Source organism: Gordonia sp. PvP123 (genome assembly GCF_040547295.1).
GTDB lineage: Bacteria > Actinomycetota > Actinomycetes > Mycobacteriales > Mycobacteriaceae > Gordonia > Gordonia terrae.
In genome coordinates this window covers 226253-249470 of record NZ_JBEPPN010000005.1, presented here as the reverse complement: position 1 = coordinate 249470, position 23218 = coordinate 226253, and the positions used below count along the sequence as shown (strand labels likewise).

Here is a 23218-nt window from a genome sequence, read left to right as displayed (position 1 = left end):
CCTCTACCGCTTCAGCAGATCCGCGTCGTCGACCGACGCCGAGCGGCGTGATCGGAAGATGGTCATGATGATCGCCAGTCCGACCACGACCTCGGCGGCGGCGACGACCATCGTGAAGAACGCGATCACCTGGCCGTCGAACGACTGGTTCATCCGGGCGAAGGTGACGAACGCGAGATTGGCCGCGTTGAGCATCAGCTCGACACACATGAAGACGACGATCGCGTTGCGTCGCAGCAGCACTCCGGCTGCGCCGATGGTGAACAGCAGCGCCGAGAGGTAGAGATAGTTCTCCGGATTCATCGGTCACCCGGATCGTCGGGCCGGCGGTTGCGCAGAGTGCGTGCGGCCAGGATGGCGTTCACCGACAGGTCCGACGGCGATCCGTCGGGCAGGCGTGCCGGCACGTTGACCGCGTTGTGACGCGCATACACACCCGGCGTCGGCAGCGGAGTGAGATTCACCCCGGCGCGGAACCGGGCCTGCGACATCTCCTTCTGCGTCAGGCGCGGTCCGAAACGCTCCCGGTGCGCGAGCACCATGGCCCCGAGTGTGGCGGCGATGAGGAGTGCACCGGTCAGCTCGAACGCCCACAGGTAGCGGACGAAGATCAGTTCGGCGATGGCCTCGACGGAGGAGTCGCTTCCGGCGGCCATGACGCCGGGACCCGTGGCGCCGGTGACGACACCGACCGTCGCGCTGCCGATCCCGGCGATCAGCAGGATGCCGAAGCCCAGACCGATCAGTGCGGCCGACAATCGCTGACCGCGCAACGTCTCTCGCAGTGAATCCGAGGAGTCGACGCCGATCAGCATGATGACGAACAGGAACAGCATCATCACCGCGCCGGTGTACACCACCACCTGCACCACACCGAGGAACAGCGCGCCCTGTGCGACGTAGAAGACGGCGAGCACGATCATCGTGGTGGCCAGGAAGATCGCCGAGTACACGGCCTTGGTGGCGAAGACGACGCCCAGCGCGCCCGCAACCGCGACGGCACCGAGAACCCAGAACTGGATTGCCTCACCGGTGGAGGTGCGCACCACCTCGTCGGCGAGCCACAGCGTGCCCGCGGGGGTCATGGCCGTGTCTCCCGTGCGCTGCTGTCACGCACAGTCGGATTCGGCAGGGTCACGCGACCGTCGGCAGTCACCTCGCCTCGGTAGTAGTTCTCCTCGGTGGAGCCCGGCGCCATCGCGTGCGGCGGCGCGTCGACGCCGGGCTTCAGCGGGGCCAGCAGACGGTCCTTCTCGTAGATGAGGTCGGCGCGGTTGTCGTCGGCGAGTTCGTAGTCGTTGGTCATGGTGAGTGCGCGCGTGGGGCACGCCTCGATGCACAGCCCGCAACCGATGCAGCGCAGGTAGTTGATCTGGTAGACGCGCCCGTACCGTTCGCCGGGCGAGTAGCGTTCGTCGGCGGTGTTGTCGGCACCCTCTACGTAGATGGCGTCGGCGGGGCAGGCCCAGGCGCACAGCTCGCAGCCGATGCACTTCTCGAGGCCGTCGGGATGCCGATTGAGTTGGTGGCGACCGTGATAGCGGGGAGCGGTGGGCCGCTTCTCCTCGGGATACTGCTCGGTGATCGTGGGCTGGAACATGCCGCCGAATGTCACGCGTAGTCCGCTGACCGGTCTCAGGAAGTCAGGCATCGGTGGTCTCCCTCACGCTGCGGGGCATGGGCGGCACGGGGAATCCGCCGGCCATGGGATCGAATTCGTCGGATGCCGCCGGGTCCCCGGACTCCTCGGACGGGTCCGGGATGTCGGGTACCCGCATCAGCCGCCAGACCGCGTAGGCGATCAGTCCGGTGACGACGAGCCCGGCGCCGGCGGACACGAGCGCGCGGGTGAGGTCGGCCCCGTCACCGGCGAAAGCCGCGCGGATGATCGCGACGACCATCACCCAGGTGAGCGAGATGGGGATCAGGACCTTCCAGCCCAGATTCATGAACTGGTCGTATCGCAAGCGCGGCAAGCTGGTTCGCAGCCAGATGAACACGAACAGGAACGCCCACACCTTCAGCGTGAACCAGAGGACCGGCCACCATCCGGAGTTCGCCCAGTCGAAGATGCTCACCGGCCACGGCGCCTGCCACCCACCGAGGAACAGCGTGGTGGCCAGCGCGGAGACGGTGACCATGTTGATGTACTCGGCGAGCATGAACATCGCGAACTTCAACGACGAGTACTCGGTGTGGAACCCGCCGACCAGTTCGCCCTCGGCTTCGGGCAGATCGAAGGGCGCCCGGTTGGTCTCGCCGACCATCGAGATGGCGTAGATGACGAACGAGGGCAGGAGCAGCAGCACATACCAGTGGTGTTCCTGCGCGGCAACGATTCCCGATGTCGACATCGTCGCGGCGTCGAGGAACACGGCGGCGAAGGTGAGTCCCATCGCGATCTCGTACGAGATCACCTGGGCGGTCGAGCGGAGTCCGCCGAGCAGCGGGTAGGTGGAGCCCGACGACCAGCCCGCCAGCACGATCCCGTAGACGCCCACCGACGTCACGGCCAGGACGTACAGCACCCCGACCGGGAGATCGGTGAGCTGTAACGGCGTCTGGTGACCGAACACCGACACCATCGGTCCGAACGGGATGACCGCGAAGGCCATCACCGCGGGGACGACCGCGATGATCGGTGCGAGAAGATAGATCACCTTGTCGACGCCGGTGGGGATGATCCCCTCCTTGAGCGCGAGCTTGACGCCATCGGCGAGGCTCTGCAGAATCCCCCGGGGGCCGACCCGGTTCGGTCCGATCCGGGTCTGCATGCGCGCCATGATCTTTCGCTCGAGCAGGATGGCGATGAGCGGATTGACCACGAGGAACACGAACACGGCCAGCGCCTTGGCGACGACGAGCCAGATCGGGTCGTGCCCGAAGTCGTCGAGTGTGGGGAAATCGGCGGCGATGCTCACGCGGCACCCCCTTCGGCGTCGTCGGTGATGTCGACCGCTGCTGGGGCCGGAGCGAGGGCCACGAGGTCGCCCTCCTGCGCGCGGAGCGCGGCGTGGACGTGTGAGCCGCGTGAGAACAGCGGGAGCCACACGACCCGATCCGGCATGTCGGTGATCTCGACCGGCAGGACGATGGCGCCGTCGGCGGTGCTGACGCGGAGACGGTCGCCCGCACCGACACCGGCTTCGGCGGCGGTCGACGGCGCGAGCCGGGCCACCGGCGGGCGGGCGGTGCCGGCGAGGTGCGGTTCCCCGTCCTGCAACCGGCCGTCGTCGAGCAGTGTGTGCCATCCGGCCAGAACCGCTTGGCCGGCAGCCGGACTGGGTTGCGTCCGGTCGACGGCGTCGATGGTGGTTCGGCGGCCCGACCACGCGCCGATCCGCCGCAGGTCGATGTGGATGGTCGGTACGTCGGCGCATCGGAGGTCGGCACCCATCTGCCGGGCGATCGCGTCGATGATGCGGTGGTCGGGCAGATGGCCCGAATCCTTCAGCGCAGTGGTGAAGCTGCGTGGGCGGCCCTCCCAGTCGACGAAGGTGCCTTCCTTCTCCGCGACGGCGGCCACCGGGAAGACGACGTCCGCGGATCGGGCGGCCGCGCTGAGGCGTTGCTCGAGGCTGACGACGAACGGCGCGGCCGCGAGGGCCTCGGTCGCCGCGGCCGGGTCGGGCAGGTCGTCGACGTCGACGCCGGCGACCACCAGCGCGAGTCCGTGATACCGCGCGGCATCGATGATCCTGGCGGTGTCGCGTCCCACCCGCGGGTCGAGATCGGTGCCCCAGACCGCGGATACCGCTGCACGAGCGGCATCGTCGGCGAGCGGCCGGCCGCCGGGCAAGAGGCCTGGCAACGCACCCGCTTCGAGCGCGCCTCGTTCGCCGGCGCGCCGCGGAATCCAGGCGAGTCGGGCGCCGGAGCGGTCGGCCAGCTCGGTGGCCGCGAGCAGTGCACCGGGCCGGGAGGCGAGCCGCTCGCCGACGAGGATGATCGAACCGGGTGCCCCGAGATGGGCGAGCACGGCGTCGGACCGCAGCACCCGGGCCTCGTCGCCCGGTACGACGGGGAACAGGGCGGCGTCGAGTTTGGCCGCTCCGCGACTCGCGAACGGTGCCACGGTCGCAATGCGTTGGCCTGCGGTGCGTACCGCACGGCGGAGGCGGAGGAAGACGATCGGGGACTCCTCCTCGGGTTCGAAGCCGGCGAGCAGCACCGCGGGGGCAGCGGACAGGTCGTCGTACGTGGCCGCGAGTCCGTGGCCGGCCACCCGGGCGGCGAGGAAGGCGGCCTCCTCGGTGCTGTGGCTGCGTACGCGGAAGTCGATGTCGTTCGTGTGCAGGACAGTTCGCGCAAACCGGGAGTACGCGTAGGCGTCCTCCACGGTCAACCGTCCGCCGGTGAGGACGCCGACGTTGCCGAGCGCACCGGACAGCCCCTCCGCGGCGGCGCGTACGGCATGCACCCACGACACCTCGGTCAGCTCACCGTTCCGGTCGCGAACCAGGGGGGCGGTGATCCGCTCGGCCGAGGACGCGTAGGCGAACGCCCACCGGCCCTTGTCACAGTTCCACTCGGAGTTGACATCGGGATCGTCACCGGCGAGGCGGCGCAACACCTTGCCACGACGGTGATCGGTGCGCTGGGCGCACCCGCTCGCGCAGTGCTCGCACACGCTCGGCGTCGACACCAGGTCGAAGGGGCGGGCGCGGAACCGGTACTGCGCCCCGGTCAGTGCACCCACCGGACAGATCTGGACGGTGTTGCCGGAGAAGTAGGAGTCGAACGGTTCGTCCGCGTAGATGCTGACCTGTTGCAGCGCACCGCGATCCGCGAGTTCGATGAGCGGATCGCCGGCGACCTCCGTGGCGAACCGCGTGCATCGGGCACACAGCACACAGCGTTCCCGGTCGAGCAGGACCTCCGACGACAGCGGGACCGGTTTGGTGAAAGTTCGCTTGACGCCGTCGAATCGCGATTCGGAACGTCCGGCCGACATGGCCTGGTTCTGCAGGGGGCACTCGCCGCCCTTGTCGCACACCGGGCAATCCAGGGGGTGGTTGATCAGGAGCAGCTCCATCACCCCGCGTTGCGCTCCCGCCGCGATCTGCGAGGTGAGCTGGGTGCGGACCACCATCCCCTCGGTCGCCACCGTCGTGCACGACGCGAGTGGCTTGCGCTGCCCCTCGACCTCGACGAGGCACTGGCGGCAGGCGCCGACGGGGTCGAGAAGCGGATGGTCGCAGAACCGCGGGATCGTGATCCCGATCTGTTCGGCAGCACGGATGACCAGGGTGCCCTTCGGCACCCGGACGGCACGGTCGTCGATGGTGATGCCCACCAGGTTGTCGGTCGTCGCAGTGGGATCGCTGCCGTGGGTGAGTGTCATCGGACGCCTCCCGACCAGACGGTCGATCGTGAGTGGTCGAATGGGCATCCGTGGTCGAGGTGGGCCAGGTACTCGTCGCGGAAGTACTTCAACGACGACACGATCGGACTGCCCGCGCCGTCCCCGAGCGCGCAGAACGACTTGCCCACGATGCTGTTGGTGACGTCGGCGAGGGTGTCGAGGTCGGCGGCGGTTCCGCCCTCGTGTTCCAACCGGTGGAGCAGTTGCACCAGCCAGTACGTGCCTTCGCGACACGGGGTGCATTTGCCGCAGGACTCGTGTTCGTAGAACTCCGTCCATCGCAGGACCGCACCGACCACGCACGTCGTCTCGTCGAAGATCTGCAGGGCCTTGGTACCGAGCATCGAACCGGCCGCCCCGACGCCCTCGTAGTCGAGCGGTACGTCGAGGTGCTCCGGCGTCAGGAGCGGCGTCGACGACCCGCCCGGAGTCCAGAACTTGAGCTCGTGTCCGGTGCGTACCCCGCCCGCACGATCGAGCAACTCGCGCAACGAAACCCCGAGCGCCGCTTCGTACTGCCCGGGGCGCGTGACATGACCCGACAGCGAGTACAGGGTGAACCCGGGCGACTTCTCGGTGCCCATGGACCGGAACCAGTCGACACCATTGCGGATGATCGCTGGGACACTGGCGATCGACTCCACGTTGTTCACGACCGTCGGACTCGCATACAGCCCGGCGACCGCCGGGAACGGTGGGCGTAGACGGGGCTGCCCGCGTCGGCCCTCCAGCGAATCGAGCAGAGCGGTTTCCTCGCCGCAGATGTAGGCGCCCGCACCGGCGTGGACGACCAGTTCGAGATCGAAGCCGGAACCCAGGATGTCGGTGCCGAGATAGCCCGCGGCGTAGGCCTCGTCGACGGCGGTGCGCAGTCGACGGAGAACCGAGGCGACTTCGCCGCGAACGTAGATGAACGCGTGGTGCGCGCGAATGGCGTACGCCGCGATGATCACGCCCTCGACGAGCGTGTGCGGCGACGCGAGCATCAACGGCATGTCCTTGCAGGTGCCGGGCTCGGACTCATCCGCGTTGACCACGAGGTAGTGCGGGACGGACGGGTCGGTCTGGGGAATGAACGACCATTTCATCCCCACCGGGAACCCCGCACCGCCGCGCCCGCGGAGACCGGAGGCCTTGATGGTCTCGATGATCTCGTCGGGAGGGGATGTCAATGCGGTCGACAACGCCCGATACCCGTTGTGGCGCCGGTGGTTGTCCAGGGTCCAGGATTCCGGCTCGTCCCAGTGGCGGGACAGGACCGGGGTCTCGGGGGGTTCGGGCTCGGGTGATGGTGGTTGCGAGGTGGCTTCGACTCGGCGCCTCGCTCCGCTCGGTGCCGGCTCAACCAGCGGAGAAGCGCTCGGTGCCGGCTCAACCAGCGGAGAAGCGCTCCGGGACGGCTCAACCAGCGGAGAAGCGCTCCGGGACGGGTCGGCCAGCGGGGTGGGTGCCGGATCGACCAGCGGGGAAGCCGGGCCGGCGAGGTCGCGTTCGGTCTCGCGGAACGACCGCACGGGACCGGTGCCTCGAACCGGGGAGACCGCGACACCGGCGCGGAGGTCCTCGATGAGTTCGATCGTCGACTCCGGGGTCTGGTCGTCGAAGAACTCCCAGTTGACCATCACCACCGGCGCGAAGTCGCAGGCCGCATTGCACTCCACGTGTTCGACGGTGATTCGGCGATCGGCCGTCGTGTCTCCGGGTTCGATGCCGAGGTGGTCGCAGACCGACCGCAGGATCTCGTCGCCGCCGAGGGTCGCGCACAGGGTGTTCGTGCAGACCCCGACCAGGTACTCGCCGGTGGGTGTGCGCCGGTACATCGAATAGAAGGTGGCGACCGAGGCCACCTGGGCAGGCGTCAGATCCAGTTGTGCGGCACAGAATTCGATGCCGGCGCGGGTCAGGCGGCCATCTCGGGATTGCACCAGGTGCAGCAGTGGTAGCAGCGCCGATCGTGCGTGGGGATAGCGGCCGATGATCGGAAGCGCCTCGGCGGTCAGATGTTCGACGACCTCATCGGGGTAATTGGCCGGGCCGTCGAAGGTGATCGGCGGGACCGGCATGTCGTGCGTGGGTCCCGTTCCCTCCGGTGGGGGTGCGGTGCTCAGGTCCACGAACACGGGATCGGTCATCGGTCCACGCCTCCCATCACGGGGTCGATGCTGGCCACCGCGGTGATGACGTCGGCCACCATCCCGCCTTCGCACATCGCCGCGACCGCTTGCAGATTCGTGAACGACGGGTCGCGGAAGTGGACGCGGTAGGGACGGGTGCCGCCGTCGCTGACCATGTGGACGCCGAGTTCCCCGCGCGGTGATTCGACGGCTACGTAGCACTGACCGGCCGGTACGCGCATCCCCTCGGTGACCAGTTTGAAGTGGTGGATGAGGGCCTCCATCGAGGTGCCCATGATCCGGGCGATGTGTTCGGGCGAGTTGCCCAGTCCGTCCGGTCCGAGCGCGAGGTCGGCCGGCCAGGCGAGTTTGCGGTCGGCGACCATCACCGGTCCGGGGCGGAGTCGTTCCAGACACTGTTCGACGATGCGGATCGACTCTCGCATCTCCCGCACGCGGATCAGGTAGCGGCCGTACGAATCGCACGTGTCCTCGGTGATGACGTCGAACTCGTAGGTCTCGTACCCGCAGTACGGTTCGGTCCGGCGCAGGTCGTGCGGGTACCCGGTCGACCGCAGCACCGGGCCGGTGATCCCGAGTGCCATGCAGCCGGTGAGGTCCAGATAGCCGACGCCCTGGGTCCGGGCCTTCCAGATGTAGTTGTCGTTCAGCAGGTCGCCGAGTTCGTCAAGGCGACCGGGAAGCTGCCGGATCACCTCGGCGACGCGGTCGACACCGTCGGCCGGGAGGTCCTGTGCGACGCCGCCTGGCCGGATGTAGGCGTGGTTCATCCGCAGGCCTGTGATGAGTTCGAACAGGTCGAGGATCATCTCCCGCTCGCGGAATCCGAGGAACATCGCCGTCACCGCGCCGAGTTCCATTCCGCCGGTTGCGAGTGCGACGAGATGGCTGGAGATCCGATTGAGCTCCATCAGCATCACCCGGATGACGGTGGCACGTTCCGGGATGTCGTCGGTGATCCCGAGGAGTTTCTCGACGCCGAGGCAGTAGGCGGTCTCGTTGAAGAACGGGGACAGGTAGTCCATCCGGGTGACGAACGTGACGCCCTGGGTCCAGTTGCGGTACTCCAGATTCTTCTCGATGCCGGTGTGCAGGTAGCCGATTCCGCACCGGGCCTCGGTGACGGTCTCGCCTTCGATCTCCAGGATCAGGCGCAGGACACCGTGCGTCGACGGATGTTGCGGACCCATGTTGACGACGATGCGTTCGTCCCCGGGTTGTTGCTCGGCACGGGTGCGGACGTCGGACACGATGAAATCCCAGTCCTGCCCGGACACGGTGTACGTGCGAGTGTTGGTGTCGGTCATCAGTTGTACGACCTCCTCCGGTCGGGCGGGTCGACGCGGGTTCCCTTGTATTCCACCGGAACTCCGCCGAGCGGATAGTCCTTGCGCTGGGGGTGACCCTCCCAGTCGTCGGGCATCTCGATCCGGGTCAGCGATCGGTGTCCGTCGAAGACGATGCCGAAGAAGTCGTAGGTCTCGCGTTCGTGCCAGTCGTTGGTCGGGTAAATGTCGCAGATGCTCGGGATGTGCGGATCGGTGTCCGGGGCGGCGACCTCGAGCCGGACCCGTCGACCGTGCGTCAGCGACGCCATGGGATAGACGGCGTGGAGTTCACGGTCCGCGTCGCCGGGGTAGTGGACACCGTTGACCCCGAGGCAGAGCTCGAAACGTAGCGCCGGCGCATTACGGAGTGCAAGAGCGACGGTCGGGAGGTGCTCGCGTGCAACGTGGATGGTCATCTCGTCGCGGAAGATCACGACCTTTTCGATGGCCTCGTCGTGGCGCTTGCCCAATTCGCCGAGCAGGTGGTCGGCGATCTCGTCGAAGTAGCCGCCGTACGGGCGGGACGAGCTGGGCGGCAGTGTGACCGGGCGGATCAACCCGCCGTATCCGGACGTGTCGCCGGTCCCGGGCGGGCCGAACAGCCCGTGCCGTACGCCGATCTGTTCTGCGTCGCGCGGTGGGGGCGCCGGGTTCTCGGGATCCTGATGGCCTGCGGGCGTCGTCATCGGAGCAACCCCTTCAGCTCGATCGTCGGGGTGGCCTGGAGCGCTGCGCGTTCGGCCGCCCAGATGGCCTCCTCGCGGTTGACTCCGAGCGGCATCTCCTGGATCTTCTCGTGCAGTTTGAGGATCGCGTGCAGGAGCATCTCCGGACGTGGCGGGCAGCCGGGCAGATAGATGTCGACGGGGACCACGTGGTCGACGCCCTGGACGATCGCGTAATTGTTGAACATCCCGCCCGATGACGCGCAGACCCCCATGGCGAGAACCCATTTGGGTTCCGGCATCTGGTCGTAGATCTGACGCAGGACGGGGGCCATCTTCTGGCTGACGCGACCGGCGACGATCATGAGGTCGGCCTGCCGGGGTGATGCCCGGAACGCCTCCATGCCGAAGCGGGCGAGATCGTAGCGTCCCGACGTGGTGGCCATCATCTCGATGGCGCAGCAGGCGAGGCCGAAGGTCGCCGGCCACAACGAGCCCTTGCGCATGAACCCCGCCAGATCCTCGACGGTACTCAGCAGGAATCCGCTGGGGAGCCGTTCCTCGAGTCCCATGGGTGGCCTCCTTGTCGGGGTCGGATCGGTGAAAAGCTCTCAGTCCCAACTCAGTCCGCCGCGACGCCATTCGTAGGCGTAGGCGACGGACACGTTGACGATGAACAGGAGCATGGCCATGAGGCCGAACCACCCGAGTGAGTCGAATGCGACAGCCCATGGGTAGAGGAACACGATCTCGATGTCGAAGATGATGAAGAGCATCGCGGTGAGGTAGTACTTGACCGGCACGCGCTGGATCGAGCCGGTTGCCACCGTGCCGCCCGCGGTGCGGCGCGTCGGGTAGAGCAGGCTCTGTTCGACCGGCTCGATGCCGCACTCGTAGGGCTCGAGTTTGGCGCGGTTGTACCGTTTCGGGCCGATCGCGATGCCGATGAAGACGCTGAAAACGGCAAACGCCACGCCGATTGCCCCGAGGACCATGATCGGGACGTAGGCGTTCAAAGCGCGGACCCCTCCTCGCTTGTGGCGACCGGAGTGCACTTGTTCGGTGCGGCCGGCCCGGGTGTTCGTCCTATCCGCGCCGCCGGCCGATCTGGTCCGCCAGTACGAATGTGAGCTGCAACACAAGCCTAGGTGAGTGTGTGGCGCGAGTCACTGTTTTCTAGAGTTCGGCGTTTCCGATCATGTCGACGAACGCGCGTGGAAGGGCGATCGGGTCGACGGGCAGGACGGCCACGGCATCGGCGCGGGACCAGTCCGCGAGCCATCGGTCATCGGCGCGCCCGAGGAGGACGAGCACCGGCGGAGCGGGGTCGAGTTCGTCCTTCATCTGCTTGGCCAGGCCCATGCCGCCGGCCGGGGTGGCCTCGCCGTCGGCGATCACGGCGTCGACGACACCGGCGTCGAGCTGTGCGAACACCATTGGGGCCGTGGCGACCTCGATATAGCTGACGGGTGGGATGCCGGGATCCGGGTGGCTGCCGATCGCACCGATGACCTGGGCGCGGGTCTGCGCGTCGTCGGAATAGACCAGCACCCGCAGGGCCCGCGCAGACTGGGAGTGGGTCACGGGTGTGATGCTACAACCCGCCACCCTCCGGATCTGTGGAAAACATGCGGGCGCCGCGCGGCCGCCACGGAGCGCGGGGTCAGTGCTCGGTGGAGAACCCCACGCGGCGTCGGTGCACCTCGAGTGCGAAGGTGACCAGCGAATCGATCAGATCGGGGTAGGGAACTCCGGTCGCTTCCCACAGTTTGGGATACATCGACCCCGGGGTGAATCCCGGGATGGTGTTGACCTCGTTGAGCAGCCAGCCGCGGCCGGACTCCTCGTAGAAGAAGTCGACGCGGGCCATGCCGGAGCATCGCATCGCGGTGAACGTCTTCGCCGCGAGTTCGCGAACCTCGGCGGCCGCAGCGTCGGACACCGGGGCGGGGATGACCAGCTGGGCGGCACCGGTGACGTACTTGTCCTCGTAGTCGTAGAACTCGCTCCCCGGCTTGATCTCCCCCGGCACCGAGGTCTCGGGCGCGGTGTCGCCGAGAACGGCGACCTCGATCTCGCGCCCGGTCACGGCCTCTTCGATGATGACCACGTTGTCGTAGCGGAGCGCGAGATTCACCGCCGCGTCGAGTTCGGCCTCGTCGTGGGCCTTGGTGATGCCGACAGACGAGCCGAGGTTCGCGGGTTTGACGAAGACCGGAAGCCCCAGGGCGTCGATCGCCCGGCCGGTGATCGTCTCCGGGTCGTCGACGCCGTCGCGGAACTCGACCCAGCGGCACTGCGGGATGCCCGCCTGCTCGGCGACGATCTTCGCCATCGCCTTGTCCATGCAGACCGCCGACGACAGCACTCCCGCGCCCACGTACGGCAGCTTGAACAGCTCGAGCATGCCCTGGATGGTGCCGTCCTCGCCGTGCGGTCCGTGCAGAAGCGGAAGGACGACCGTGATGGCCTCGTCCGCGTGACCGCGCAGTTCGGTGAGCGGGTCGACGACGGTCCCGGCGACCTCGAGCGTGTCGGGGAGTGGCGTCCCGTCGGCGATGGCCGCGATCGCCTTGTCGTTGCGTAGCCAGGTCCCGTCCTTGGCGATGCCGATGGGGACCAGGTCGTACTTGTTCCGATCGGCCGCGGCCAGGACATGCGCGGCTGTGACCCGCGACACATCGTGCTCGGCGGAGACTCCACCAAAGAGGACCACCAGACGCAACAGCCGAGAAGACATGCCTGTCACGATACGGCCCTGTGCACGTCGGCGGCTCAGCCGGCAGGGCAGGCCCGTCGGCTAGCGTGAGACCGTGCATTTCAGAGCGAGTGAGGTCGCGGAGGCCGTGGGCGGGGAGCTTCTCGGCCCCGACGTGCAGATCGACGGGGCGAGCATCGACTCGCGGAGCGTCCGGCCGGGGCAGCTGTTCGTACCGATCGTCGCCGAGCGCGACGGCCACGACTTCATCCCGGCGGCCCTCGACGGAGGTGCCACCGCCTACCTCACGTCGCGAACCGATCCGGTCGGTGGGACCGCGATCCGTGTCCCCGACACCGCGCTCGCGCTGGCCGACCTCGGGCGCGCCGTCCGTGCCCGGATCCCCGACCGCGTGGTGGGCATCACCGGGTCTGTCGGCAAGACCTCGACCAAGGACCTGCTCGCCGGGGTGCTGAGCACCACCTACCGGACCGCGGCCAGCGAGAGGTCGTTCAACAACGAGCTCGGACTCCCGATCACCCTCGCGGCGGCCGCCGACGACGTGGAGGCGGTGGTCCTCGAGATGGGTGCGCGCGGGATCGGACACATCGACCTGCTGTGCTCCATCGGCAGTCCGACGGTCGGCGTCATCACGCGCGTCGAAGGTGTGCACCTGGAGCTGTTCGGCGACATCGAGTCCGTCGCGCGCGCGAAAGGTGAACTGGTGGAATCGCTCCCGGCCGACGGGATCGCGGTGCTCAACGCCGACCACCGGTATGTCGCCGCGATGGCGGATCGCACCTCGGCGCGCGTCCTGCGATATGGACTCTCGCCGGATGCCGATGTGTACGCATCCGACATCGTGATGGACGACGAGTTGCGCGCGTCGTTCCGACTGCACACCCCGTGGGGTTCGACCGATGTGCGGTTGGGTGCCCGCGGCGAGCATCAGGTCCCCAACGCGTTGGCCGCCGCTGCTGCGGGTGGGGGTCTCGGCGTCCCCGTCGACGACATTGCGACCGGCCTGCTCGGAGCGCAATTGTCCGGCCTGCGAATGGAACTCGCGACATCATCGAAGGGCGTCGTCGTGCTGAACGACGCCTACAACGCGAATCCGACGTCGATGTCGGCCGCGCTGCGGTCGCTGGCCGCTCTGGCCGCGACCCGACGCGTGGCGGTACTCGGCACCATGGCCGAACTCGGCGCCGATTCGGCGGCCCAACATCAGGCGATCGCGCTCGAGGCCCGAGACCTCGGGATCGAGGTCATCGCCGTCGCCGAGACCGGCTACGGCGACACCGCCCGGCACGTGTCCGACGTCGACGGCGTGACGGCCGAACTCGGCGCCCTCGACGAGGGGACCGCGGTCCTGGTCAAGGGCAGCCGGGTCGCCGCACTCGAACGGGTGGCGCAGGCGCTGCTGGACTGAGGTTTCGACAAGCTCAACCGGCAGGGTCAGTGGTGGAAGTGTGACCCGTCCCCCTCGCGAGGCATCGGGCTCTCGAGACGATTGAGGAAGTCGACCTCGGCCCGGATGTCGGCGATGAGGGCCCGGGCGAGGTCGTGACTCAGCCCGGCGCGCACGACGATTCGCTGGACGGTCAGGTCGGCGAGGTCGTCGGCCATCGGGTAGGCGGGTACCAGCCAGCCCTTCATGCGTAGCCGGTCGGACAGGTCGTAGAGGTTCCAGTTCTCGCTGTGCCCGGCCTTCAGTTTCCAGGCGAAGACCGGAATGGTGTCGCCCTTGCTGACCAGTTCGAGACCGTCGATCTGGGAAATCTGGCCGGAAAGCCATTGCGCCACATCGAGAGAGCCCTGTTGGACCTGGGTGAAGCCGTCGCGGCCGAGTCGCAGGAACATGTAGTACTGCAACAGGACCTGGGCGCCGGGGCGCGAGAAGTTGAGCGCGAGCGTCGGCATGTCGCCGCCGAGGTAGGAGCAGTGGAACACCATGCTCTCCGGCAACGCGTCGGTGTTGCGCCACACGATCCATCCGACACCGGGATAGACCAGCCCGTACTTGTGGCCGGAGGTGTTGATCGAGACCACCCGATCGACGCGGAAATCCCACTCGAGATCCGGCTGGCAGAAGGGGGCGATCATGGCACCCGACGCCCCGTCGATGTGGATCTTGACGTCGAGGCCGGTCTCGGCCTGGATCTCGTCCAGCTTCGCCGCGATCGCGGTCACCGGCTCGTACATGCCCGTGTAGGTCTGACCCATGATGGCGACGACGCCGATGGTGTTCTCGTCCACGTACTTCTCGAGTTCGTGGCCGTCGAGCACGAGGTGGTCGGGGCTGATGGGCACCCATTTCGGCTCGACCTCGAAGTAGTTGCAGAACTTCTCCCAGCACACCTGGACCGCGGTCGAGAGAACGATGTTGGGGTTCTCGGTCGACTTGCCCTCGGCACGGCGTCGGGTCTGCCAGTGCCGCTTGAGGGCGAGTCCACCGAGCATGCACGCCTCCGACGAACCGATCGTGGAGGTGCCGATCGCGTTGTCGACGTCCGGGTTGTGCCACAGGTCGGCGAGGATGCGCCAGCACCGGTCCTCGATGGCCGCCGTCTGCGGATACTCGTCCTTGTCGATCATGTTCTTGTCGACGGTCTCCGCGTACAGCTTCTGCGCCTCGTCGTCCATCCACGTGGATACGAAGGTCGCGAGGTTGAGGCGAGCATTGCCGTCGAGCATCGCCTCGTCGTGGACGATCTGATATGCCGTCTCGGGCAACAACATCGAGTCACCCAGCGCGAACTTGGGGAGGTCGGTGGCCTCTCCATCGCGGGTGAAGACGGTGCGCAGGGTCATCGCATCGCCGATGTTGGTGGTGGCGCGGGCGCCACCGGACTGGTTGTGAACGCCCGGGTCGGTGGTCATGTGCACCGAAGCTAGTCGAACCGGACCACTTTCGGAGCGCTTCGTGAGTGAACCGCCCGCGCACGGTCGTCGAACTCATCCTCCGGTGTTCGACGACCGTGCCCGGCATCGGTCACTGTTGCGCCGCGTTGGCTCGGATCACCTCTCGCAGGTAGACGGCGAGCCCGGGCGCGTGTTCGTCATAGTGCTCGGTGAACCGCGGGTCCGCGACGTACATGTCGGCGAGGCAGACCTGCATGGCGTGGTCGCAGTCGTAGAAGCGACCGATCTGAGCCCGGTGCTCCTCGGCGAGCGCGTTGGCCTCCGCCGAACCGGGTGTCACGTCGCGACGCATCGCCTCGGCCAGACGGCGCTCGAGATCGTCGGTCTCGTCCTTGATCCGTTGCCAGTCCTCCTTGGAATACTGGGCGGTCCGCTGCCGGCTCTGTGTCCATGCCTCGGTGTTTCCCCAGCGTTCCTCGGCTTCGGCGGCGTATTCCTCGCCGGGCCAGTCGTCTCCGAAGATCTCGGCCTGGTCGGCCGCCGACAGGGTGATGCCCTTCTTCTTGGCGTTCATCATCTCCTCCAGTGCTGCGACCATCCGGAGCAGGCGATCGATCCGGCCGGTGAGGATCTCGCGCTGGGTCTGGAGATGACTCAGCGGGTCCGCATCGGGGTCGTCGAGCAGGGTCGCTATCTGCTCGAGGGAAAAGCCCAGCTCACGGTAGGTGAGTGCCTGGTGGAGTCGTTCGACGTCGGTGTCGTCGTACACGCGGTACCCGGCCGGCGTCCGGCCGGACGGCACCACCAGACCGATCTGGTCGTAGTGATGCAGGGTGCGGACGCTGACCCCCACCAGCCCGGCGACGACACCCACGGTCAGATCGCGGACGTTGTCGCTCTCGGTGCGCTTTTCCTCGCTCACGGCACCTACCCTGCTGCCTGACGTCGCGTGAGGGTCAAGTGTGGGGGGTTCGGGCTGTCGTCGGGTTCACGGTGCGAAGCCGATGACCGTGGTGCCCTTCTGACAGGCGGCGAGGACGCCCTCGAGTTGCGACGGCGCGCAGGTCCAGCCGGCGATCGACTGCTGCTGGCCGGTGGTGATCTTCGGTCCGTACTGGGTGGCGATGGTGCGCGCCGAGTCGCAGGCCACGTCGCCGGCGAGCACCATGACCCGCAACGAGCCGTCGGGGCCGGGGATCGTGCCGCAGGAGGTGTCGGAGTCGTCGGATGCGACTGCGCTGGAGGTCGGCGTCGACGACACGGGCTTGCGACCAGGGACCACCGGGGGCGACGTGGCGGGTTGTTCGGCGGACTGCGGTACGGACTCCGCAGCGCCGGCCTGGGTGGTCGACGAGGCGGTGGTCACGTCCTGTTCCGCGCCGCACGCCAGGAGCGTCGACATCGCCGCGGCGAGTCCGACGGCCGTCGCGGCGACCTTGATCGTTCGGCGAGGGCGGCTCGTGGTGGCACCGGTGGGACGAGTTCTGCGCGACATGGTTCCCCACGGTAGCGAATGGGGTGGCGCGCTCCGAACAGGTCATCGCCACCCGCGCCGGTTTGGGCGGGCGCGCTGGACCTGCGAAGATGCAGGACGTGAGCAGTACCGGAACCGAACTCGCCGACCCCACGTACGCCATCGGCACCACCCTGCCCGGCACCCGCGGGCGCACGGGGACGATCACCACGCCGCACGGGCCGATCCACACCCCGGCGTTCGTGCCCGTCGGTACCAAGGCGACGGTCAAGACGGTACTGCCGGAATCGGTCTCGGCCCTCGGCGCCCAGGCGGTGCTCGCCAACGCCTACCACCTGTACCTGCAGCCGGGTCCGGAGATCATCGACGCCGCGGGCGGGCTCGGCGCGTTCATGAACTGGCGAGGACCCACCTACACCGACAGCGGCGGATTCCAGGTGATGTCGCTCGGTGCGGGATTCAAGAAGGTCATCTCGATGGAGGCCACCGGCACCCCCGACGACGACCTGACCGCCAACGGCAAGGAACGGCTGTCGCGGGTCGACGACGACGGGGTGACCTTCAAGTCGCACCTGGACGGCTCGACGCATCGCTTCACCCCGGAGGTGTCGATGCAGATCCAACACCAGCTGGGCGCCGACATCATCTTCGCCTTCGACGAACTCACCACGCTGATGAACACCCGCGACTATCAGGTGAATTCGCTGGAGCGGACCCGGCTGTGGGCGATCCGGTGCCTCGACGAACACAATCGGTTGAGCGTCGAGCGCGCTCATCGGCCGCAGCAGGCCCTGTGGGGTGTCATCCAGGGTGCCCAGTACGAGGATCTGCGGCGCAAGGCGGCTCGCGACCTCGTCGCCCTCAGCGAGGCGGATCGCGGGGCCGGCGGAAAGGGGTTCGGCGGCTACGGCATCGGCGGGGCGCTCGAGAAGGACAACCTCGGCACGATAGTCGGATGGGTGAACGACGAGCTGCCGGAGGACTCGCCGAAACACCTGCTCGGGATCAGTGAACCGGACGACATCTTCACCGCCATCGAGAACGGGGTGGACACCTTCGACTGTGTGTCGCCGACGCGGGTCGCCCGCAACGGTGCCATCTACTCACTCGACGGCCGGTACAACGTCACCAACGCCAAGTACCGCAGCGACTTCCGTCCGCTCGACCCCGAGGTCGAGAACTACACGTCGCAGTACAGCCGCGCATATCTGCACCATCTGTTCAAGGCGAAGGAAGGACTCGGCCCGACCCTCGCCACACTGCACAACGTGTCCTTCATCGTCACGCTCGTCGACCGGGCCCGCGAGGCCATCGAGAACGGCACGTACACCGAGTACCGCGACGAATTCCTTCGCCGCTATTACGGGGCGTCGCGCGACGCATGACTTCGCCCACCGCGTCGGTGACGGCGGTGTTCAGAAGGGCGGTGGGTTGGCGTCGTTCCAGCGTTTCTCGGCACGCTGCTGGCGTCGGAAATCGTTGTCGCGCAACCGTTTCAGTTCGGCTCGTGCGGGGTGGTCGGGTGGCCGTCTCGGGGCGAGTCGGTTGAACAGGTCCCGCCCGCTGAAGGCGTTGCCGACGAACATGTGCCCGGTGGGTGTGGTGAACCAGGCCGTCAGGAAGTCGTCCTGGTGGTCCTGCCAGCTGGTGAAGGTCTTGATTCGGTGGTGGAACCGGCACAGCGGTTTCAGATTGCGCGCATCGGTCGGTCCGCCGCGTCGTGGGTCGGTGTGGTCGAACGGGTCGGTGTGATCGAGATCGATCTGCCACACCGGCGCATTGCAGCCGGGGAAGGTGCAGCACAGTTCTCCTGCACGCACCAACGCCTGCAGCTTCTTCGATGGGGTGTATCGGGACGCCGGGTCGGTGGTTGCCACTGGCGGGCCGGCGTCGGCCGGTGCCGGCTGGATGTAGGTGCGTCGGGCTTCGGCGAGGAGGGTTCGGGCGGTGTCGGCGTCGACGATGCCGAGCCGGTCGAGGAACGCGGGGTCGTCGTCGAGGCCGATCAGCGTCGACAGGTTCACCACGATGTGAAAGGTCGCGCGCGGAGCCTGTGATGGCGACGGGGAGGCGGTCGGCCCGGGCGGGTCGGCGACTGGTGCCTCGTCGACACGACGTGTGTCGTCGATGTCCTGAACCGCTGCGTTGTCGGATTCGGTTGCGGCATTGGTGCAGTCGTGGCACTGGCAGGCGATCGACGTTTGGCTGCGGGCTAGTGCTTTGAGGGCGTCGGCGCGGCGCTCGGGCAAGGTTCGTGGATCGCCGGCGTGGACGTCGCCGGCCATCGACGAGAGGCGGGCGTCGAACTCGGCAGCGTCGGCGACGGGGAGCGTGCCGGAGATCCGGGACTGTCCGGGCGTGAACCGATCGGGGGTGACGGTCACCTTGCGGTCTTTGGTCACCCGTTCCTTGCGTCGCCGGATCGCCTCGGGTGCCCATGTCGCGACGATCGCGTCGACCATGGCGGTGAAGCGGGTGGTCGACATCGTTGCTCGGGCGAAGATCGCTTCGGCGAGGTGGGCGTCGACGGTCTGCATTTCTTCGTCGTCGGTGATCAGTTCGGTGCGCTTGAGGGCGATCAGGAAGCGGCGCTTGTCGATTCGACCGCAGGCGAGTGCGTGTCCGGTGAACGCGAGCCGGTAGCGCAGTGCGTCGCCGGCCTCGATGAGTTCTTTCGCTTCGGCCGGGGTGACCGTGAGGGTGGCGCCGACTTCGGCGATGGCCTGTTCGAGGCCGGTCGGGCCGAACTGCTCGTACGGGTTCTCCCCGGCGGCGACGCGTGCCGACAGGGCGTCGAAGGCTTCGATGGAGTCGAGTTCGCCGGTGTGCACCTCAGCGCGCCGCTGGGTGTAGTCCATTTCGCGTTCGTCGTGAATGAGACTGGCAACGGTCATCATTCGATACGCAGACGCGGCCGCCAGGCCGGCGCAATGATTCAAGACCTCGACGAGTTCGGCGGCGGAGAGTTCATTGTCGGGACGAAGGCGCGGTTCGACGGAATGCTGTGATGGGTCCACCGGTGTGGTGGATCCGGCCCCCGCCCCCGATGACATGACTCCACTGTACTCGAATATGTGTTCGAGTCAAGGGAATTCCGCGGGTTTTGGCTACGAGTTGACCTATGCGACCCCGGTGCGAGGGGTTGAACGCGGGCCCGTTGTCGGAGAGCAGTCGCCGGGGTGCGCCATGGGCGGCAAGGCCTTGTCGAACACGGTGATCGCGGCATCGGTGGTTTCACTGGAGGACACATGCGAGCCCACCGCGCGGTGCATCATCAGGCCACTGTGAGATTGCTGGCCGCACAACAGGATCGATGAGTTCGTTGACAGTCATCGCCTGGGCATCGACTGTCGCACCTCGAACTGAGACCACGGTGACGGTGTGGGAACACAAGAATCGGGCGCGTCGGCTCCCTGTGGCAGTCCCGGTAGTACCTGGCGTGAAGTCGAGGTGGTGCGCACACTGAAACGACGTCTCGGCCACGCGCCGTACAGGGTTACCTGAATACAGGAATTTATGTATCGTCTCGTGTGTGGAGACGGTTGCTGTGAGTCAGCGCGACGCCCTGACTCGTTTCGGTTACGCCTTGTCGGATTCGACGCGAACGCAGGTGTTGTTGCGGCTGCGGCACGGTGGGGCGTATCCGGCGGAGTTGGCCGAGGAAATCGGGGTGTCGCGGCAGGTGTTGTCGAATCATCTGGCCTGCCTACGCGGATGCGGTTTGGTGGTTGTGGTGCCGCAGGGGCGGCGCAGTCGATATGAGCTGGCTGACAGTCGGATTGGGCATGCGCTCGATGATCTGCTCGGGTTGGTGTTGGCGGTCGACCCGGCGTGCTGTCCCGAGTCCGACGACCAGGGGTGCTGCTGATGTCCGCGGAATTGGGCCTACCGAGTGTGGGACGCCCGTCGTTGAGCGTGGAGCGGCGCGAGCTGCTGCAGCGCCGCATCCGCTGGTTTGTCGCGGCAACCATCACCTACAACGTGATCGAAGCCGTCATCGCGATCAGCGAGGGTGCCCGGGTCTCCTCGGGCGCGCTGATCGGCTTTGGCCTGGATTCGGTGATCGAGGTGTCCTCGGCCGCGGCGGTTGCCTGGCAATTCGCCGGCAAAGATCCCGAACGGCGGGAGAAGGTCGCGCTACGGATCATCGCGTTCTCGTTCTTCGCGCTGGCGGCGTACGTGAGCGTCGACTCGATCCGCACGTTGCTGGGCGTGGGTGGCGACGCCGAGCATTCCTCGATCGGCATCGCGTTGGCCGCGGTCAGTTTGGCGATTATGCCGCTTTTGTCATGGGCTGAACGCCGCGCAGGGCGCGAGCTCGGTTCATTGAGTGCGGTGGCCGACTCCAAGCAAACCCTGTTGTGCACGTATCTGTCGGCGGTGCTGCTGGTCGGTTTGCTGCTCAACAGCCTGTTCGGCTGGTCGTGGGCCGATCCGATCGCCGCCTTGGTGATCGCGGCGATCGCCGTGCGTGAGGGCATCAACGCGTGGAAGGGCGATGCCTGCTGCGCCCCTGTCGGCCAGCTCGCCGGTGCCGGCGAGACCGGCGGTCAGGACCATCGGTGCTCGTGCTGCGCCGAGGGGGCTGGCAATGGCTCGCATCAGTGACGCCGCCCGTGGCCTCTACTGGTCAGAGATGGCAGCGGCGGCCGTCACCGAGGTGGCCGAGCAGCGGTGGCATCACCTCGAGCGCGCCCACAACGTGTCTCAGCCGGACCCGTGGTTGCACACCGCGAATCACGTCGCCATGTTCAGATTCGCTGTGCGTCAGCATGTCGGCGCGAAGCTCTCGGGCAGATCGTGCGCATCATCCTGCTGGAACCCACCTCGATCGACGACCTCGAAGAGGCGCTGAACCAGGCCACGAGCAGATAACGCTCGTGGCGGTCGTCAGTCGTGGGGGGCTTCGCCGGTGACTTGGTGGTCTGCGTGGTTGAGGGCTTCGCGGACGAGGCGGGTGAGGTGGCCGTCGGCGAGGGTGTAGATGACGCGGCGGCCGTCTCGGCGGCTGGCAACGAGGCCGGTGAATCGGAGCTTGGCCAGGTGTTGGCTGACGGCGGTGCGTGAGGTGTGGCAGGCCTCGGTGAGGGTGGTGACGTCTGCTTCTGCTTGTGCGAGTAGCCACAGGATGTGCAGGCGGGTGGGGTCGGCGAGCATGCGGAAGGTCTCGGCGGCCACCGCCAGGCGGGTGTCGTCGGGTTCGTTGAGGTGGGCCAGGCTTGCCGCTGGATCGCTGCTGCGCTCTCGGGTACTGATGACGCTCACCTTTCAGCCTCCGCCGGCACGTCGGACTCAGTGTGTGCCGGCCACAGCGTGGCGGCTGTGATGGCTGCGAGTGTAGCCAGGCAGACCAGAACGAGCGCGGCAGTGAGCTGACCGGGGCCCGCTCCCACCCATCCGGCAATGGGATAGGTGAGCAGGAAACAGGCGTGTGAGAGCGAGAATTGGGCGGTGAAGACCGCTGGGCGGTTGCTGTCGGAGGAGAATGCGCGCAGCAGCCTGGCGGAGGGGGTGGTGATCAGCGAGGTCGCCGCGCCCAGGGTTGCCCAGGTGAGGATCAGCAATCCCCAACCGATGCCAGGCGCAGGGTCGGTGGCGATGAGCACGCACAGCAGCACCATCCCGGCGGGCACAACGGCGGCGCCGGCCAGCATCACTTGTCGGTCGGTGCTGGTGGTGAGAAGTTTGGGGAGTGCTAGGGCGATGATCATCGATCCCGCCCCATAGGAAGTTAGCGCGATAGCCACACCTGCTTCGGATCCGCCGAGCATGCCGCGGACGTAGACCACGGTGTTCACCACGACGATGCCGGTGGCCGCGGCGACCACGAGGTTGAGCGCCAGCAGGCCCCGTAGCGGCCGCCGCGCCACCATCACGCGGGCGCCTTTGGTGATCTGTTTCACCAGCGGTTGCCGGGCCTGACCGTTCGAAGATTGAGGTGGCAGTGGGCAACTCGCGACGAGGATCGCCGAGATTGCGAATACGACCGAGGTCGCGAGGAATACCTGGTTGTAGCTGATGACGGTCAGTAGTGCCGCGGCGAGTACAGGGCTGATCACTGCCTCGAGGTCGTACGCGAGCCGTGACAGCGACAAGCCTTTGGTGTAGTCGTCCTCGCGCTCGAGGACGACAGGTATCACCGCCTGGAAGGTGGGGGTGAACGTTGCTGACGCGGCCTGCAACAAGAAGATCAGGACATAGATCTGCCACACGTCATCGACACAGGGCAACAACACAGCGATGCCGCCGCGGATCAGATCGGCGCTCACCATGACCCGCGTGCGTGGGAACCGCTCGGTCAGTGCAGTGACTACCGGAGCAACGCCCACGTAAGCGAGCATCTTGATGGCCAGCGCAGTGCCCAACACCGCCCCCGCATTGCTGCCGGCGATAGTGAACGCGAGCAGACCTAGCGCGATGGTGAGCAAGCCCGTGCCGACCAGCGCGACGACCTGCGCGGTAAACAACCGTCGATATGTGCGGTAGCGCAACACATCCCACACGGCAAGACTCCCTCCGCAGTGAACTGGACGAGCCTCAACCATATATGTGCGCACGTGCGCACACAATGCCCTTTTCGGGTGTTCCGCTCAGACAGCTCCGTACCGCCAACACGGCAAGGGGGCATCGTCAGTCCTGACCCGTTGATGCAGAAGTGTCACCACCAGGATCGCTGACACTGTCACCGATG

At 67.1% G+C, this 23218-nt stretch carries 22 protein-coding genes and 1 pseudogene; 5 read left to right on the top strand and 18 right to left on the bottom strand.

Going from position 1 to position 23218, the window contains the following annotated elements:
* Positions 1 to 3: 3 nt before the first annotated feature.
* The 12 genes from nuoK to ABIC25_RS11460 all read right to left on the bottom strand — a co-directional run bounded on the left by nuoK (position 4) and on the right by ABIC25_RS11460 (position 12233).
* Entirely contained in the window at positions 4 to 303 is a 300-nt protein-coding gene (nuoK, locus tag ABIC25_RS11515) for an NADH-quinone oxidoreductase subunit NuoK (protein WP_004021549.1), read from the bottom strand.
* Entirely contained in the window at positions 300 to 1085 is a 786-nt protein-coding gene (locus ABIC25_RS11510; protein ID WP_354561488.1) for an NADH-quinone oxidoreductase subunit J, read from the bottom strand. The genes nuoK and ABIC25_RS11510 overlap by 4 nt, the downstream gene beginning before the upstream one ends.
* Positions 1082 to 1651, bottom strand: a complete 570-nt coding sequence (nuoI, locus tag ABIC25_RS11505) for an NADH-quinone oxidoreductase subunit NuoI (protein WP_354561487.1) — start codon at positions 1649 to 1651, stop codon at positions 1082 to 1084. Before nuoI ends, ABIC25_RS11510 begins: the two co-directional genes overlap by 4 nt.
* On the bottom strand, positions 1644 to 2921 hold the full coding sequence (gene nuoH / locus ABIC25_RS11500) for an NADH-quinone oxidoreductase subunit NuoH (protein WP_354561485.1): 1278 nt from the start codon (positions 2919 to 2921) through the stop codon (positions 1644 to 1646). Before nuoH ends, nuoI begins: the two co-directional genes overlap by 8 nt.
* Positions 2918 to 5344, bottom strand: a complete 2427-nt coding sequence (locus ABIC25_RS11495) for an NADH-quinone oxidoreductase subunit G (protein WP_354561483.1) — start codon at positions 5342 to 5344, stop codon at positions 2918 to 2920. The genes nuoH and ABIC25_RS11495 overlap by 4 nt, the downstream gene beginning before the upstream one ends.
* On the bottom strand, positions 5341 to 7497 hold the full coding sequence (gene nuoF / locus ABIC25_RS11490; protein ID WP_354561482.1) for an NADH-quinone oxidoreductase subunit NuoF: 2157 nt from the start codon (positions 7495 to 7497) through the stop codon (positions 5341 to 5343). The genes ABIC25_RS11495 and nuoF overlap by 4 nt, the downstream gene beginning before the upstream one ends.
* Entirely contained in the window at positions 7494 to 8807 is a 1314-nt protein-coding gene (gene nuoD, locus ABIC25_RS11485; protein WP_354561480.1) for an NADH dehydrogenase (quinone) subunit D, read from the bottom strand. Before nuoD ends, nuoF begins: the two co-directional genes overlap by 4 nt.
* A complete protein-coding gene (locus tag ABIC25_RS11480) occupies positions 8807 to 9514 on the bottom strand; it encodes an NADH-quinone oxidoreductase subunit C (RefSeq protein ID WP_354561479.1) in 708 nt (235 codons plus the stop codon). Before ABIC25_RS11480 ends, nuoD begins: the two co-directional genes overlap by 1 nt.
* Positions 9511 to 10065, bottom strand: coding sequence for a NuoB/complex I 20 kDa subunit family protein (locus tag ABIC25_RS11475; protein WP_004021558.1), 555 nt, complete (start codon positions 10063 to 10065; stop codon positions 9511 to 9513). The genes ABIC25_RS11480 and ABIC25_RS11475 overlap by 4 nt, the downstream gene beginning before the upstream one ends.
* 39 nt (positions 10066 to 10104) lie before the next feature.
* Entirely contained in the window at positions 10105 to 10509 is a 405-nt protein-coding gene (locus tag ABIC25_RS11470; RefSeq protein ID WP_004021559.1) for an NADH-quinone oxidoreductase subunit A, read from the bottom strand.
* A 160-nt stretch (positions 10510 to 10669) separates the two neighbouring features.
* On the bottom strand, positions 10670 to 11077 hold the full coding sequence (locus ABIC25_RS11465) for a hypothetical protein (RefSeq protein ID WP_004021560.1): 408 nt from the start codon (positions 11075 to 11077) through the stop codon (positions 10670 to 10672).
* A gap of 79 nt (positions 11078 to 11156) precedes the next feature.
* Positions 11157 to 12233 carry a D-alanine--D-alanine ligase family protein gene (locus ABIC25_RS11460; protein WP_004021561.1) on the bottom strand — a complete coding sequence of 359 codons (1077 nt, stop codon included), beginning with the start codon at positions 12231 to 12233 and terminating at the stop codon, positions 11157 to 11159.
* A 73-nt stretch (positions 12234 to 12306) separates the two neighbouring features.
* Here ABIC25_RS11460 and ABIC25_RS11455 point away from each other — a divergent pair, with 73 nt between their 5' ends.
* On the top strand, positions 12307 to 13620 hold the full coding sequence (locus ABIC25_RS11455; RefSeq protein ID WP_180819388.1) for a UDP-N-acetylmuramoyl-tripeptide--D-alanyl-D-alanine ligase: 1314 nt from the start codon (positions 12307 to 12309) through the stop codon (positions 13618 to 13620).
* 26 nt (positions 13621 to 13646) lie between these two features.
* Here the strand turns inward: ABIC25_RS11455 and gad are convergent, their stop codons facing one another.
* From gad to ABIC25_RS11440, 3 genes are all read right to left on the bottom strand, one after another.
* Complete coding sequence (gene gad / locus ABIC25_RS11450) at positions 13647 to 15071, bottom strand: glutamate decarboxylase (RefSeq protein WP_248644408.1); 1425 nt, start codon at positions 15069 to 15071, stop codon at positions 13647 to 13649.
* 112 nt (positions 15072 to 15183) lie between these two features.
* Positions 15184 to 15975 carry a MerR family transcriptional regulator gene (locus tag ABIC25_RS11445; RefSeq protein WP_354561478.1) on the bottom strand — a complete coding sequence of 264 codons (792 nt, stop codon included), beginning with the start codon at positions 15973 to 15975 and terminating at the stop codon, positions 15184 to 15186.
* 66 nt (positions 15976 to 16041) lie between these two features.
* Positions 16042 to 16548, bottom strand: coding sequence for a hypothetical protein (locus tag ABIC25_RS11440; protein ID WP_354561477.1), 507 nt, complete (start codon positions 16546 to 16548; stop codon positions 16042 to 16044).
* A gap of 89 nt (positions 16549 to 16637) precedes the next feature.
* Here ABIC25_RS11440 and tgt point away from each other — a divergent pair, with 89 nt between their 5' ends.
* Complete coding sequence (gene tgt, locus ABIC25_RS11435) at positions 16638 to 17912, top strand: tRNA guanosine(34) transglycosylase Tgt (RefSeq protein ID WP_101820737.1); 1275 nt, start codon at positions 16638 to 16640, stop codon at positions 17910 to 17912.
* 30 nt (positions 17913 to 17942) lie between these two features.
* On the opposite strand, the gene ABIC25_RS11430 is transcribed toward tgt, so the two are convergent.
* Positions 17943 to 19580 carry an HNH endonuclease signature motif containing protein gene (locus ABIC25_RS11430; RefSeq protein ID WP_435529072.1) on the bottom strand — a complete coding sequence of 546 codons (1638 nt, stop codon included), beginning with the start codon at positions 19578 to 19580 and terminating at the stop codon, positions 17943 to 17945.
* A 479-nt stretch (positions 19581 to 20059) separates the two neighbouring features.
* On the opposite strand from ABIC25_RS11430, the gene ABIC25_RS11425 reads away from it, so the two are divergent.
* The 3 genes and pseudogenes from ABIC25_RS11425 to ABIC25_RS11415 form a co-directional block, all read left to right on the top strand.
* Positions 20060 to 20395, top strand: a complete 336-nt coding sequence (locus tag ABIC25_RS11425; RefSeq protein ID WP_248644411.1) for an ArsR/SmtB family transcription factor — start codon at positions 20060 to 20062, stop codon at positions 20393 to 20395.
* Positions 20395 to 21135 carry a cation efflux transmembrane domain-containing protein gene (locus tag ABIC25_RS11420; protein ID WP_248644412.1) on the top strand — a complete coding sequence of 247 codons (741 nt, stop codon included), beginning with the start codon at positions 20395 to 20397 and terminating at the stop codon, positions 21133 to 21135. Before ABIC25_RS11425 ends, ABIC25_RS11420 begins: the two co-directional genes overlap by 1 nt.
* Positions 21119 to 21360 (top strand): annotated as a pseudogene (locus tag ABIC25_RS11415) (DUF3703 domain-containing protein); the annotation flags it as partial. The gene ABIC25_RS11420 and the pseudogene ABIC25_RS11415, both read left to right, overlap by 17 nt.
* 57 nt (positions 21361 to 21417) lie before the next feature.
* Here ABIC25_RS11415 and ABIC25_RS11410 read toward each other — a convergent pair.
* Together ABIC25_RS11410 and ABIC25_RS11405 are read right to left on the bottom strand one after the other, a co-directional pair.
* Positions 21418 to 21783: an ArsR/SmtB family transcription factor gene (locus tag ABIC25_RS11410; protein ID WP_435529075.1), complete on the bottom strand. Its 366-nt coding sequence runs from the start codon at positions 21781 to 21783 to the stop codon at positions 21418 to 21420.
* A gap of 5 nt (positions 21784 to 21788) precedes the next feature.
* A complete protein-coding gene (locus tag ABIC25_RS11405) occupies positions 21789 to 23030 on the bottom strand; it encodes an MFS transporter (protein ID WP_354561474.1) in 1242 nt (413 codons plus the stop codon).
* Between the last annotated feature and the right edge of the window lie 188 nt (positions 23031 to 23218).

Coding starts and splice junctions, on each gene's coding strand:
- ABIC25_RS11475 (WP_004021558.1), bottom strand. CDS start 10,065: ATGGGACTCGAGGAACGGCTCCCCAGCGGATTCCTGCTGAGTACCGTC.
- nuoK (WP_004021549.1), bottom strand. CDS start 303: ATGAATCCGGAGAACTATCTCTACCTCTCGGCGCTGCTGTTCACCATC.
- gad (WP_248644408.1), bottom strand. CDS start 15,071: ATGACCACCGACCCGGGCGTTCACAACCAGTCCGGTGGCGCCCGCGCC.
- ABIC25_RS11480 (WP_354561479.1), bottom strand. CDS start 9,514: ATGACGACGCCCGCAGGCCATCAGGATCCCGAGAACCCGGCGCCCCCA.
- nuoD (WP_354561480.1), bottom strand. CDS start 8,807: ATGACCGACACCAACACTCGCACGTACACCGTGTCCGGGCAGGACTGG.
- nuoI (WP_354561487.1), bottom strand. CDS start 1,651: ATGCCTGACTTCCTGAGACCGGTCAGCGGACTACGCGTGACATTCGGC.
- tgt (WP_101820737.1), top strand. CDS start 16,638: ATGCAGGACGTGAGCAGTACCGGAACCGAACTCGCCGACCCCACGTAC.
- ABIC25_RS11440 (WP_354561477.1), bottom strand. CDS start 16,548: ATGTCGCGCAGAACTCGTCCCACCGGTGCCACCACGAGCCGCCCTCGC.
- ABIC25_RS11510 (WP_354561488.1), bottom strand. CDS start 1,085: ATGACCCCCGCGGGCACGCTGTGGCTCGCCGACGAGGTGGTGCGCACC.
- ABIC25_RS11430 (WP_435529072.1), bottom strand. CDS start 19,580: ATGTCATCGGGGGCGGGGGCCGGATCCACCACACCGGTGGACCCATCA.
- nuoF (WP_354561482.1), bottom strand. CDS start 7,497: ATGACCGATCCCGTGTTCGTGGACCTGAGCACCGCACCCCCACCGGAG.
- ABIC25_RS11460 (WP_004021561.1), bottom strand. CDS start 12,233: ATGTCTTCTCGGCTGTTGCGTCTGGTGGTCCTCTTTGGTGGAGTCTCC.
- ABIC25_RS11495 (WP_354561483.1), bottom strand. CDS start 5,344: ATGACACTCACCCACGGCAGCGATCCCACTGCGACGACCGACAACCTG.
- ABIC25_RS11420 (WP_248644412.1), top strand. CDS start 20,395: ATGTCCGCGGAATTGGGCCTACCGAGTGTGGGACGCCCGTCGTTGAGC.